Origin of the sequence: Vibrio tasmaniensis (assembly GCF_024347635.1) — a bacterium.
In the GTDB taxonomy this organism is placed as follows: domain Bacteria; phylum Pseudomonadota; class Gammaproteobacteria; order Enterobacterales; family Vibrionaceae; genus Vibrio; species Vibrio tasmaniensis.
In genome coordinates, this window is record NZ_AP025511.1 from 1,330,028 (window position 1) to 1,343,549 (window position 13,522).

At 43.5% G+C, this 13,522-nt stretch carries 11 protein-coding genes; 2 read left to right on the forward strand and 9 right to left on the reverse strand.

Annotation, left to right across the window (positions count from 1 at the left end; all coding sequences use genetic code 11):
- The first annotated feature begins 76 nt into the window (after positions 1–76).
- Positions 77–430 carry a hypothetical protein gene (locus tag OCV44_RS20110; RefSeq protein WP_139684947.1) on the forward strand — a complete coding sequence of 118 codons (354 nt, stop codon included), beginning with the start codon at positions 77–79 and terminating at the stop codon, positions 428–430.
- A 238-nt stretch (positions 431–668) separates the two neighbouring features.
- Here the strand turns inward: OCV44_RS20110 and OCV44_RS20115 are convergent, their stop codons facing one another.
- The 5 genes from OCV44_RS20115 to OCV44_RS20135 all read right to left on the reverse strand — a co-directional run bounded on the left by OCV44_RS20115 (position 669) and on the right by OCV44_RS20135 (position 6,813).
- Positions 669–1,565, reverse strand: coding sequence for a sigma-70 family RNA polymerase sigma factor (locus tag OCV44_RS20115; RefSeq protein ID WP_139686026.1), 897 nt, complete (start codon positions 1,563–1,565; stop codon positions 669–671).
- Between the two features lie 426 nt (positions 1,566–1,991).
- Entirely contained in the window at positions 1,992–2,324 is a 333-nt protein-coding gene (locus tag OCV44_RS20120) for an Hpt domain-containing protein (protein ID WP_086051039.1), read from the reverse strand.
- Positions 2,318–3,907: a response regulator gene (locus OCV44_RS20125; RefSeq protein ID WP_139686027.1), complete on the reverse strand. Its 1,590-nt coding sequence runs from the start codon at positions 3,905–3,907 to the stop codon at positions 2,318–2,320. The genes OCV44_RS20120 and OCV44_RS20125 overlap by 7 nt, the downstream gene beginning before the upstream one ends.
- A 287-nt stretch (positions 3,908–4,194) precedes the next feature.
- Positions 4,195–5,745 carry a DHA2 family efflux MFS transporter permease subunit gene (locus tag OCV44_RS20130; RefSeq protein WP_017082337.1) on the reverse strand — a complete coding sequence of 517 codons (1,551 nt, stop codon included), beginning with the start codon at positions 5,743–5,745 and terminating at the stop codon, positions 4,195–4,197.
- Between the two features lie 3 nt (positions 5,746–5,748).
- A complete protein-coding gene (locus OCV44_RS20135) occupies positions 5,749–6,813 on the reverse strand; it encodes an HlyD family secretion protein (protein ID WP_139686028.1) in 1,065 nt (354 codons plus the stop codon).
- 127 nt (positions 6,814–6,940) lie between these two features.
- Here OCV44_RS20135 and OCV44_RS20140 point away from each other — a divergent pair, with 127 nt between their 5' ends.
- The gene (locus OCV44_RS20140) at positions 6,941–7,843 is read left to right on the forward strand and encodes a LysR family transcriptional regulator (protein ID WP_139686029.1); all 903 of its coding nucleotides are present in this window, start codon (positions 6,941–6,943) and stop codon (positions 7,841–7,843) included.
- Positions 7,844–8,006: 163 nt separating this feature from the next.
- Here the strand turns inward: OCV44_RS20140 and OCV44_RS20145 are convergent, their stop codons facing one another.
- The 4 genes from OCV44_RS20145 to OCV44_RS20160 all read right to left on the reverse strand — a co-directional run bounded on the left by OCV44_RS20145 (position 8,007) and on the right by OCV44_RS20160 (position 13,358).
- A complete protein-coding gene (locus tag OCV44_RS20145; RefSeq protein ID WP_139686030.1) occupies positions 8,007–10,358 on the reverse strand; it encodes a glycoside hydrolase in 2,352 nt (783 codons plus the stop codon).
- Positions 10,359–10,505: 147 nt separating this feature from the next.
- Positions 10,506–11,324, reverse strand: coding sequence for a DUF2861 family protein (locus OCV44_RS20150; protein ID WP_139686031.1), 819 nt, complete (start codon positions 11,322–11,324; stop codon positions 10,506–10,508).
- Complete coding sequence (locus tag OCV44_RS20155) at positions 11,321–11,971, reverse strand: response regulator transcription factor (RefSeq protein ID WP_139686032.1); 651 nt, start codon at positions 11,969–11,971, stop codon at positions 11,321–11,323. The genes OCV44_RS20150 and OCV44_RS20155 overlap by 4 nt, the downstream gene beginning before the upstream one ends.
- Positions 11,949–13,358 carry an ATP-binding protein gene (locus OCV44_RS20160; RefSeq protein ID WP_139686033.1) on the reverse strand — a complete coding sequence of 470 codons (1,410 nt, stop codon included), beginning with the start codon at positions 13,356–13,358 and terminating at the stop codon, positions 11,949–11,951. The genes OCV44_RS20155 and OCV44_RS20160 overlap by 23 nt, the downstream gene beginning before the upstream one ends.
- Positions 13,359–13,522 lie beyond the last annotated feature (164 nt).

The following is a 13,522-nucleotide window of genomic DNA, read 5'->3' on the forward strand; positions in this document are numbered from 1 at the left end:
TTGTTCGCTAAATAAATTTGAGAACAAGTAAAAATGTCCTTAATTATTAGAAGAGTTAATTAAAAGGAGGGACGACATGTATCGATATGTCAGTTCACCGCAAGCGTCGAAGTACATTGTGCCACCGCCTCAACATCGTGAGTTGTCGAGTGTGGATGTGCCTGAATCTGAATTAGAGATGCGAGAAATATTGAATAATTGGTTTGCCGATGGTTTAGCGCCGATTATTGAAAATGAAGATGAGTATATTTCAGTAAGCGATCAAGTTCGATTTGAGAAACTCAGCGGCACGGTTGGAATGTTATTGCGGAACAAAGATTATTACTTCGCAGCGAGGCGAATCTTGTCGGTGTGGGAACAAGACTGCCTTGAAACTACCTATGTGAATTACCTGATTCTACGTAGTGAGCGAACCGGTTCGTTAAGGTGAGTGAACGAAGGCTTTGGCCTGTTTGCCATGATGGCTTGTTTTGAGAGCTTTTGATGGCTCGAGTTTTGCCAAGACAGCAGATAAACAAAAGGGCAAGCTTTTGAGGCTCACCCTGGGATTGTTCTTTAAATGTCTGATTTAGCTAACTAGCGTTCTGGCTGCTAAGCTTTTTGCTTGGTTGCTTGGTTGCTTGGTTGCTTGGTTGCTTGGTTGCTTGGTTGCTTGGTTGCTTAATGGCTTATACCCAACCATCAAATTTGAGTCGTTTTTGAATTCTCTCAACCGCTTCCTTCTGCATCTGTCTAACTCGCTCATTAGACACATTGACATCCAACATTTGTCCTACCTCAGACAGGGTTTTCACCTTGTTATCAAAGAAACCAAAACGGTGGATGAGCACCTTTTGTAATTTTGGAGGAAGTGTATTGATGATTTGCTCTAGAGCTTGGGTAAAGGATTGATCTTCACAGTCTTGTTGAGGGTCGGGGATATATTCACTTTCGCATTGGTCAAGCACCATAGGTGCATGGCTAGTTCCAACCGTTGTCGTCACGTCAATAAATCCGCTTAACGCCACTAGTTGATCAACGCGTTCGGCCTTAACACCAGAACTGTCTGATAACTCAGAAATGGAAACCTCTTTACTCATTTTTTTGCTTACATCGAGCTTTTTTGAGGCGAGGCTGTTTATTTCTTTACAGACGTGAGCCGGTAATCGCACGGTACGACCCGTGTTCATTAATGCCGCTTCAATGTTTTCACGAATCCACCACACAGCATAGGTTGAAAAACGATAACCGGGTTCGGGATCGTATTTGTCGATGGCCTTAATTAAGCCAATATTACCTTCCTCGATCAGGTCGAGCAGAGTGAAATTATTGCCTTTACGTTTTAGGTAACTCTTTGCGATTTTCACAACAAGGCGTAGGTTTGATTCGATCATGACATCACGCGCTTTTTTATCACCCGCGCGATTCAATTTTGCGTAATACACCTCATCTTCACGCGAAAGCAGATCAATCCCCACAATATCCTTTAGATAGTGAGCATAAGGTTCTGCTCTGGTAGAAAATGATTCTTTGATGGGTGTGTCATCCGTGATCCCCTGAAACGCAGCAAAACTGTCATTGTTCATTTCCTTGTCCTTTTTTAGCCGACTGAACGTTCTGTTTTTTTATTTTATTATTATGCTACCAAGTGATTAATGCTTGGCTTAATTAGAGTGTAGATAACAGTTTCTTCTTTACCAATAAATAAAATGCAATTTCGTATGTTTAAGTCACAAAAAAATCTACAAATATTTAACTATTTTGCATCTCATCAAGTGTGTTGGTTTTTCATTTAAAACATCAACATGGTTAGTTTATAAAGCATGTGTTATGCATTGCTTTATCTAGATAAATGTCATGAATTTATAGGTGTGGGTTGGAGCTATAATTGAGAGGAGAAATGATAAGCACAATGACAAGAGTCGAGGTTCAATGTTTCCAAGTGCCTTAGCTCCTTTGGCTATTTGGAAACATTGACCCTAGTCTCACCACGTCAGTCTTAATTCTATCGACTAGTAAGTGCTGAGCACATCATCGATTTGTTGATTGATGATTTTCACTTCGCTGTAGATAACCGAAAGGTCATCCGCTTGAGGCGCCAATTTATTGGATGTGTTTTGCTCGATTCTTTCTAAAGCCACTGTGGCTGTTTCTTCACCAAAGCTGGCTAATATGCCTTTTAATGTATGTACGACAAAATGAAGCTTGCCCCAATCTTGTTGCTGTACTAGTTCTTGTATCTCTTCTAATGAATTGCCATGATCTTCTTGATACACAGACAATACAGCGAAGATTATTTCTCTGTCATTATCTAAGTAGGCATTTAAGGCATCAATATCTAGCATATAGACTCCTGTCGGTTGTATGTTGAAAATGGGCTAGGCGGTTTGTTCGAAAAACCTGATCTTAATGAATCACTTAGCCATTGACTCCATCTAGGTGGAAGCTCCAATTGTGCAAGTTGCTTCAAGTATTCGTGTCTAAGGTTTTCTTCTATATCAGCGTTATAGATTGCATATATATAGTCAAGTTTCGCCGCAATGGAATACGGGTAATTGTCAATGTAGTCCTTTAGTTCTTGGATTGAATCTGAATCTTCGATATTTACACAACTAGAAGGGTCTACGTCTTTAGATTTGAGTTGATGGTTTATTGTCTCTCCACGAGTTTTTAAGCACTCTGCAACTAAGTGGTACAGGGAGTATTCGCCAAAGTGAGTCAGAAGAGGTAACAATTGAACCAGTAAGTAAGTGGGTTGGCTGTAAAAGTTATTTGCTAATAACGTAGAGGCTCGAATCACTTTTTTGTGAGCGACTTGAGGGCTGTTCTCAATCAGCAAAATATTACTTTGAAATAGGGCAAGGCTGGCCAGAACTTGCTGTTGTTGTTTTACCGGCAGTTTAAGGTTTACCGACTCTGTGAATTGGTTGGCATGCTCAAGCAAAATACGTTTGTACTTTAGTTGTGTCTCGCGTTGGTAAGCCGCTTTTAACGAATTAAAGTGCGCACCAATGGAGTGTATGACATCAATGTCAGCTGCTGAAATGTGAGTCGCATACATCTCACCTAACTTTATGATCATACGTGTGTTATCTGCGTTCTCAGCTAAGTCGATAGCCCTGATTGCACGATGGCTGATACTCGGTGTCATCTCAAATGCACGAATCGCCAATTTAAGAGCAGGCAACAACATCTTATGTTTTTCGTAGATGCAGCTTAAACAATCCATAACGCTCAATGAGAGTGGCTGCGCTATCAGAAAGTTGTGGAGCTTATCTATGGCTAGATTCGGCTTGCCTAAGCTGTCGAGAATCAGAGCTTCGGCCACCAATTTTGTTGGGTGCATGTTTGTTTTCGAATGGTTAATGACGCTAGAGAGTAGCTGCCATTTCTTTCCCGCAATTAAATGTTCAATCAATGTCGCTTCGAACTGTACGCTACTGCCATTGGGAGAGATCGCCAAAGCCTGAGCTAATCTCTCCTGACTGGCAATTGGATATAAATCGTTCAGTTGTGTCAGTTTCTTCGAGACGGACACGGCACTTTGGATCTTTTTACCTAACCTCTGAGTATGAATCGGTTTAGAAACGAAATGGTGTGTTTCACCTGAAAGGGCGGTGAGAACCGTTTCCTGACGCATATCTCCAGAGAGTAAGATTGTCGCCACAGTGTGATCTATTAAGCGATTTCGATACAGAATTCCCAAAAGCTCAAAGCCCGTGAAGGATTGCTCTAAGTGGTAATCGATGAGGAGTACATGAAATGAATGCGTCTCGACCGCTTTAATGGCTTGTCGATAATCGGTTGCAACGAAAACGCAATCGTGTGTAATGCCTAGGCTCGCCAATTGTTGCTTGATCAGTATCGTTGCACTTTTAGAGTCGTCGACAATCAAAACCCGTAGGTCTGGTGGTAAGGTCAAATCCATTTTCCTCAATACCAAATGTTATTTTTAATTTAGGCGTCAAGTTGCACATTGTCAAGGTGCCAATATCACAGACAAACACTCAATAAACTATTGGTAATTAAGGAGTATTCGATAACATTTATGAAAGACTTCAAACGCAGGTTACTTTTACCTGACTTTCGTTGGGTTATACGTGTTTTAGAAATAAAAAAGAGGCAAGCCGATAAGCTTACCTCTCAGTTTAATTGTTCGATTTTTATTCGAAATGTTGTTCTTTTCTTGAAGCTTTATTAAACAAAACTCTAGCGCTAATCACGCATATTTAGAATCAATACTGCAGCTAGAGCCAAGAACGCCGTCATCATTAAGAACACATCGTTGTAAGCCATAATGGCGGCGTCACGTTGCATGGTGCCTAGTAAGCTTGCTTGAGCTTGTTGCATCGCCGTTGCGGCATCACTTCCTGACTGAATGAAAAACGCTTGTTGTTGCTGAAGCGTCTGCCAACCCAGTTGACTCACGGAAGGTAATGACTCCTTGATGTGAGCCAAATGCTCACGCGTTTTGTTGTCGAGTAGCGTAGCAATAATCGCGATACTGAAAGCACCCCCTAAGTTACGCATTACGTTGGTTAAAGTAGATGCGTCAGGTGTATCCATTTTGCTGATGTTTTTCATCGCAACCAAAGACAGCGGAACCATAATAAACGGACTACCTATAGCACGCAGAACCATAGATAAAATCAACTGTTGGCCACCAAAATCAATCGTCATATGTGTATTCACGTAACAACTGAAGCCAAACATCGCGAAACCAAAGGTCACTAAGTACTTAGGTTTAATGATTTGCGTCAGCTTAGGAACGATTGGGAATATCAACAACTGTGGGAAACCCATCCACATTAGCACTTCACCAATTTCCATCGCGTTATATTGCTGAATTTGAGTGAGATACATCGGCAGCACATAGATAGAGCCGAGCAATGCCATCCCCAGAATCAAATAGGCGATACAAGACATAGCAAATTGCCCATCCCGCAATAGCCGCAAATTCACGAGCGGCTTTTTGTGTTGGAGTTCGTTTATCACGAAGTAAACCAAACTGACCGCCGACACAATACTTAAGCCTATGATGAAGCTCGAACTGAACCACTCTTCACGGTTACCTTCTTCTAGTACAACTTCCAAACAACCGAGCCCTAACGCCATGGTCGCGATACCAAACCAGTCCGCTTTTTTCAGCGTGCCAAGGTCGAGCTTTTCATCATCCAAGCCATATCGGATCATGGTGATCACGAGCAAAGCTGGTGGGATGTTGATGTAGAAAATATAGTGCCACGAGAAGTTCTCCGTCAGCCAGCCACCAAATGTTGGGCCGATCGATGGAGCAAAGGTCGCCGTTACGCCGAACAATGCCATACCCACGGCACGCTTGTTGACCGGCAAAAGCTGAATCACTAGCGAGAAAGCCAGCGGAATTAAAGCACCACCACTAAAGCCCTGCATCGCGCGGAATACGATCATCGAGGTCATGTTCCAAGAGAACGAACACAGCAAAGATGAAATGGTGAAAATGGCCGTCGTCCACGTGATATAACGGCGTTTTCCGAGCGCTTTAGAAAGCCAACCACTGAGTGGGATAGCAATCATCTCTGCGACTAGATAAGACGTAGAGATCCACGAGCTTTCATCTAAGGTGGCAGACAGCGCACCTTGAATGTCTTTGAGTGACGAGTTGGTGATCTGAATGTCCAAAATCGCCATAAACGCGCCAATTAAGCCGCCGAATAGGGCGATCCAATGGCGTCTTGAAACTTCTCCATCATCATTAGTGTGGGTGACAACACCAGCGTTACTCATGGTCTAGCCTCGTTTATCGATGGTCGCTACCACAGACAAACCAGGAAGCAGTCGACCTTTCAACTCTTGCTGATCTGGAATGGTAATTTTCACCGGTACACGTTGAACAATCTTGGTGAAGTTACCTGTCGCATTTTCTGGTGGCAGGAGTGCAAACTTAGCTCCAGTCGCAGGAGAGAAACTGTCGACTACGCCTTCAAGTGGTTGGCCTGGGAAAGCGTCCAATTCCACTTCAACAGTCTGACCTTTGTGAATGCCGCTGAGTTGTGTCTCTTTGAAGTTGGCTTCAATCCACACTTGGTTGTTTGGCACCAAACTCATTAGTGGGGCGCCTGCTTGAATCAGTAAACCTTCACGGACACTTCGCTTGCCAATCACGCCGTCTGTTGGCGCGTATACTTTGGTGTAATCCAGATTAAGTTGCGCCTGTTGTTCTTGCGCCTGAGCTTCGGTTACTGAGGCATTTGCTTGTTCGATTTCGCTGGCAATTACGATCAATTGATCGTTACTTGCGACGAGGTTTGCTTTCGCTTCTTCGAGTTCTGCTTGGGTGACTTTTTGTTGTGCGACCATGCTGTCGACTTCATCTTGCGAAGCATAGTTACGTTTCAATAGGCTACGAGAGCGAACGACTTGCTGAATAGCACGCTCGTATTCGGCTTGTGCTGAATCGACGCGGCTTTCGGCTTGGTTGATTTGGCTACGTTGTAACGTTTGTTGAGCAACAAGATTATGTACGCTTGATTCGACTACGGTTAAATGGGCATGAGCTTGTGCAAGTGCGGATTGGTAATCACGATCATCGATTTGCACCAATAAATCGCCTTCTTTAACGGGTTGGTTATCACTCACGTAAGACTTAACAATGTAGCCAGACACTTTTGGACTAATATTGGTGATGTCGCCTTGTAGGTAGGCGTTATCGGTCGATTCGAAGTACTGGCCATAGCCATACCAATATCCAGCGCCAGCTAAGCCCAATGACAGCATGATCGCAGTAGCAATAAGCGGTGCTTTTTTACGTTTTTTTGTGCTTACTGGTTGCGAAGCGTTATTGATATCTGTCATTTCTTTTTCTCATTTTGATTTTATTTAGATGTAACGAATTGTAAATGAATCTCATTGATTGATAAGATAGGAAAAAAGAGAAACACTGTTGCAAAAATCTTACTAATTAAGAGTTTGGAGAGGTCGGATGGACTTAAATGCTGTGACTATTTTTACACAAGTGGTTGATTGTGGGAGTTTTACGCAGGCTGCTGAAACACTCAACATGACCAAGTCAACCGTAAGTCGAAAATTGGCAGAGCTAGAACAACATCTAGGTGTGAGGCTAATCACCCGGTCGACGAGAAGTCTTGTATTAACCCCAGAGGGCGAACGGTTTTATCAGTCGAGTATTCAAATGCATGAGATCATGAGCCAAGCCGAATTAGAAGTCTCAGCAAACCAAGACCTGATTCGTGGTCCTTTAAACGTGGTACTCCCAGTAGAACTAGGCCACCAAGTGCTAGCAAAACACATACACAACTTCCTTAAAGAGCATCCAAACGTCACATTGAATTTAGAACTGACCAATAGAGAAGTCGACATCATTGCGGAAGGGATTGATCTTTACGCGCAAATTGGTGAGTTGGTGGATTCGAGTCTGGTTTCTCGATATCTCACGACATCCAAAAGAGCGCTTGTTGCGAGCCCAGAATATTTGGAACAGTTTGGAGACATAAGATCACCGTCAGATTTACAGTCTCCATTTCGGATGATTGAGGTGGTGAACAAAGCGGCACGCCTACCCAAATGGCATTTGCAGTTGGAGGAGGGCGAATCGGTATTAATTGAGCTACCTTGCCAGTTGAGGGTAAATACGATTACATCCTGCCTTACCGCCTGTGTAGATGGACTTGGATTAGCCGTGCTACCAGAGTTTATTTGTCGAGAGCACTTTAAGACGGGTAGGTTAGTTCGCCTATTGCCAGAATATGAGATGCCGCAAGTTTCAGTGAGCTTGGTGTATGCCGATCGGCAGTTAATGCCGAAGCGCAAAAAGGTATTTATTGATTACCTGCTAACGGCTTGTCAAAGTGAAAAACAAAAGTAGCCTTTTGTCTATCAACTATCAACTATCAACGACTAACTCTCAACTGCCAGCTTTCACCTCTCAAAAGGGCTACACAAGTATTCAGTTATTTAGTGTCGGAATAGAACACTAAATAACTGAAAAACTAACGAACTGAAAAAATTAACGAAGAACTAAGAGACGATCAATTAAGTTCTGGTTTCCACTTTACGACTTGTCCGTTGCTTAATAGGGCTTTGATAGACGCTGCCTCAACATCGACACCGTTTTGGTTAAATGCTTGGTTAGAGAAATTTGCGATGATCTTACTGTCGTCATCGAACACGGTTTGTTGAATCTTGCCACTGTTATTTAACCAAGCAAAATCGATCAATTGTTTATCCCATAACTGCTCATGTATAGGCTCAAATCCATCTTGATAGTGTTTCAATGCCTTAATCCTTGGGCTTGAGCTCGACAATGCTTCATCTCTAGTTAAGTGAACCATCGCTGGCGTGTTGTAAAGCATGGCCGTTAAATCACGATTTGCTTTCACATTGGTGAATTTTAAACTGTCTGAATGCCAATGGTGGGTGTTAATCACTTCGTCATGGAATACAGCTTGGTATAACGGAATTCGGTATTGAGGTGAAAACAGCAATGACTTGTAGGGTTCTTTGACCTTAGCTGACTTAAAGAAGAAGTCAGGTTTATGATCAGGATACCAACGGCCCAAGTAATAAGGCGAATTTCGATTTTCTTTCATGTCTTTGTCAGTCCAACCAAAGCCAACCGTTTCTAAGCCATGTGCAAAGGCGATGCCTTTTGTTGTCAGACTATTGCCATCTTCAGAACCAAGCACCAAGTCTGGTTGCTCGCTTAACCACTGCATGCGGTTATTGAAGCCTGAAAGCATATGCGACTCACTGGTATTGTCTCGATAATCCTCGCGCGCCATCGCAGTCGCATCTACATCTAAGAACAGGCTATTGAAGTGACCAAAACGCATGATGTCTACGGCGCGCTGTTTTACATAATCCAAATGGCAATTCGGATTTAGATAATAACCGTTACCTCGGAATCCTTTTTTGAAGCTGCCATCCGCTAGTTCAATCGCACAACTTTTACGTATCGGCTCTGGCAATTGAGCGGTTAGCCAGTTGTCGTTTAACTTGGCGGGTATGGCTGTGTTGTAGGAATCGTAGGTACCGACCAGATAACCGGATTGTTTAGCCAATTCGACGGCATTCGGTTGATAGAATGCAGGCATCCAGTTATCGAAGCCTAACCAAAGCTTATTTAATCCTGCTTTGTTCAGATTGTTGACCATATCCGATGATAAGGCTTGCCCCCAAGTATCAGGTGCATTGAGATAAGAAGAGGCGTGTTTAATCAACCAGCTTTTCTTGCTCTGACCTGCGGTGTGTTGAGCGTTTATGGTGTTATCAGCAAGTGTTGGAGTCGCAATAGGGTACAAGCCTCGTAATGACTGGCTGATAGAGTCCAACAACAGCTGTTTGTGATATTGGCTAAACCAATCTTTACCCTTGGATAGAGTTGATAACTCTCGCTTCGCTTCACTTGAAATGTTTAGTTTAGAGTCTTCTAGGTACCAAGCTTTTAATCCCCACCAGTCGCTCACATCTTGGATACTTAACGGGTCTTTACCAAACAAGTAGACGTGGCTTGCGCCGATTAGCTTATTCACATCTGGGTTACGCTTTTGCTTTTCCACTAGTGACTCAGAGAGACCATGATCGATGCGCCAATCGCGGTATTGTTTGGCGCCGTCTAACCAAGAGTCTCCAATTGTTATACGAACCGTAAAAGGCTGTGATTGATTCAGCGTTGTAAATTGGTGTGAAGCGCGCATATCAATCTTGGTCTTCTTATCAGAAGACATATCCGATGACGCATCAGAAAAAAGCAATTGGTTGTTGGTTGGGTTAATCATCTGGTAACTGATGAATTGATCATTCTGTTGTACAGTCCAAAACGGCATTTTCAAGTCTTGGGTGGTGTTGCTTCCAGAATGGTTGTCGACTAGATAGTTTGCCCATTGCTTATTATTGGTAGGAACACGCATTCCTTCGCTAAAGGGCAGAAATAGAGTTTGAGTTTGTTGTTCTGCTAGGTCAAACCAAACGAGTTCAATGGGGTGATTTCGTTTCACCTGTGTGTTTGAAGGTAAAGTAAATTGGACAAGAAGATCACTTTGCTTAAGTTCAGCTTCAACATGGATGCCGCTTGGCATGAGTGTCCAATAAGCTTTGGTTTTTGAGTCTGTGACTAGGTGAGTAACCTTTTGAGGCTGACGATCAACGGTCAGAGCTGCGCTATTAACGTTGAAGCCATTCCAATCTATCGCTAATGTTTTCGTTGAAATCGACACTGTATTGCTGGCGTTGCTGCTGCTAAAGTGCCTATTGCTGCTAGCGTGGCTATTGCTAATAAGAGTGACTTGATTATCTTGTGCGTTTGCCGAGAAAGCACAAGTCGTGAATAGAGCCGCAATAGCAAAAGACGTAAAAGTAAGTTGATGACGAACATTGAGCATATCTAGATTCCGTAAGAGTAAGTACGGTCATTACACCCAAGTAGCGCTAGTGCTTTGTCACCTATATGTCTCTATTCGAAGTTCCATTGCTCAGCTCAGCTCAGGTTTTGCACCTTGTTACGAATGTCTGTGAGATGCGAGCTTAACTTAGAAAGGCACCGCGACACGTTGTACATATTGAACTTCAATCGTGCCTTGGTATTCAAACATTTCAACCGATGCGCTCAAGTGTTTGGCATTGGCACCCAACGGGCTCTCTGAGGGAATGGAGGCTTGCGTTGTTTTGATTGGTATCTTGAAACCTAACATATCGTAGTTTGCATCAAACCACTGCCAACTGACACTGGTGTCTGGGCAGTTGTCGATGATCTCGGGTGGTGTTACCTCAATATGCGGGTCGTTGAGTTTACTTTCGAGTGTTAACCATCGCTTGCTGTCATCCAAAGCCGCAATAATAGGGTAGTTGTTCGCCCCAATCGTTAACTGATAAACACCCGATTCCGGTTTGATGAACATCTCACTGGTTTCCATCTCTTGATATTCGACATCAGAATTGAGTTGTCCGTCGATAACCACTTTACCATCAGGTGAAACGAGAGAAATACGTTGTGTTTGCGCTTCTACCTTTTCGCTGAATTGCTCCGCAGACACTTTGATTTGATAGCCTTGTGATGAAAGACCGTGACGCCAGATAAAGCTAACTTGAATGTGGTTGTTGGGCGTAGCACTTTGTTCAAGCTGAGTTCCACATTGAGTTCGGCTTAGAATTTCTTGTTTAACGGGTAGCCAAAGCTGACCATCTAGCTTCTCCTGATCAAGCGCGATTTGCAGCTCTTGCCACGCAACTTGCGGTTGATCATCAAGCAGCGATTGATAGGTGTGTTGTAATGGCGTGTCTGTAAACCAAGCCGCATTACACGCAAAGGGCAATGTACAGAACAGTGCTGTTAGATAGCTTATTTTCATTGTGATTCCCCAGCCAAACGATAACCAACTCCACGATGCGTCTCTAGATTTAGCGTTGGCAGTTTCTGGCGTAAACGTAGTATATGGTTATCAACGGTTCTTGTGCTTGGGAAGGCTTGATACCCCCAGATTTTATTGAGTAGCTCATCTCGATGAAACACACGGCCTTGGTTTTGAACAAACAACACCAATACCTGAAATTCTTTAGGCTTGAGCGCTATAGGGCTTTCATCCAGGTAAGCGATCCGTTCCGACAAGTTGATTTGGATGTTGGCGTAATTCAAGTGGCTAACACCTAACGGGCGAAGCTGCGTAATGACTCTGGCAAGCAATTCATCGTTCGAAAATGGCTTAGTTACGTAGTCTTTTGCGCCCGCCATTAGTCCTTCAACGCGTTGCTGGACTTCCACTTTAGCCGTCAACACGATCACAGGTAGCGCCTTGAGCAGTAACCAATTAGGCAAGTGTCGTAAACTGTCGCCATCTTCGAGTTGTCGATCAAGTACTACTAAGTCGGCACGTAACCATAGCTTACTGGCGTGCTTTGCATCTTGCACCCAAAGGCATTGATAACCATTGGACTCAAAGAAGCTGACGAGGCCTTGCCCAAGCAGTTGGTCGTCTTCAATCAGCAGTAGGGTGTTCATAAGCGATTTCCAAAATACATCGGGTTGGGTTACGAAGAATAATGAGGCGGCCATTCGCTTGTTTTATCAAGTGTTCGACAATCGTTAGGCCAATGCCCATATTGTCTTGTCTGTGCGTTTCACTTGGCGTGATACGGGACATCAGCCGTTGTATCGGTGAAGGGAAGTGCCCCTCGTCTTGCACCTCAATAGTCAACTTGTCTGTGAGTTCGACCTTTACCAAAACCTTACCTTGCCCATGTTGTCTGGCATTCTTGATTAAGTTATCTAAACAGATAGTAAGCCAGTAATACGGCAGGTTAAGTTCAACGTCACTTGATTCACATTGATACTCGACATTGTGCTTTTCACATACATGATCGAGCCACTCTTCTAAGGATGCGTTTTGCTTCAATAATGGCTCCGACTGATCCGAACTTAGGTACACTTTGCTGTTTTCTGTGAGCTGAGAAAGCCTTTGATAGTCGGATATTAAACGCCAAACCGCATTTTGAGTTTCATCAGAAAAGTCATCATAGCGATTCCTGAACATTTCAACGGTTAGACCAAGGCTGGTGATTGGCGTGCGAAGCTCATGAGTGAGAAGCTGCAAGATAAACTGTCTCTCTTTTCGCTGCTTTGTTTTGAGGTACAGAGATCGTCCTAATATTGAAAGTAAAACAACCAGTAATGAGATGATCATGATTTTCATGAAAATAGTGTCGTTGTTCGACTCACTAAGGCATAGGTTGCTGTAACGAAAAGAGCAGTTTTCACCGGACAGTGTCACTTGTTGTTGATCGGCGATAGGTTCCCAAACTTTCGATGGGATCGCTTTCCAACCTTGTTCGCCACTTAACCAAAGCACATCACCTTGTTGCCAAGCGCGGTATCCATTGAGCAGCGCTTCTTGTCCGTTGTTCGTTAAGCTTTCTAGTCTGCTGTACAACGGGTGCAAAGGATTGCTGATACTCAAAAATGGACGAATTTGTTCACTGCTCTCTGGGTAACGAGCAACATAGCGATCAGCAAAACTCCCACCAGCCGGGTGTCGTTTGGAGTGTGCTGCAAACCAAATTGAATCCAAAGTTTGTTCCCGACATAAAGCCAGTTCGAATTCGATGGCATCACTTAAAGAAGGGTTGGTGCTTTCAATCGCTTGGCAGTGATCTTGTATCGAGGCCAACTCTGCGATGTCGCCCCAACTGAATTTGTTGAAGTCCGGGTAGCGGCTGCTTTCTTGAAGAAGTGCTTTCGGGTACTGGGTTAACTCTTGCTGAGAAACGAAGATAGGAGACGATTGCCAGCTCAGTTGATACAGGGTTTGCCATTTGTCTTGCAAACTTTGTGCATTGGCAAGAGTTGGGAGCCAAAAGGTCAAGCAAAGGGCTAAGGTAAACCTGCGCATCCAATCATTCTCATTAAAAGTCGTGGGGCGAGTCTAAAGAGTTTTAGACGTGATTTGTAACCTGAATGTCAACAAGTGTTCCTTTAACAACAAATTGTAGAGTGGGTCATGCTTTTAAAGATGCGTTTGGTTTATCGCCGAATGAATATATCAATACAATCGCT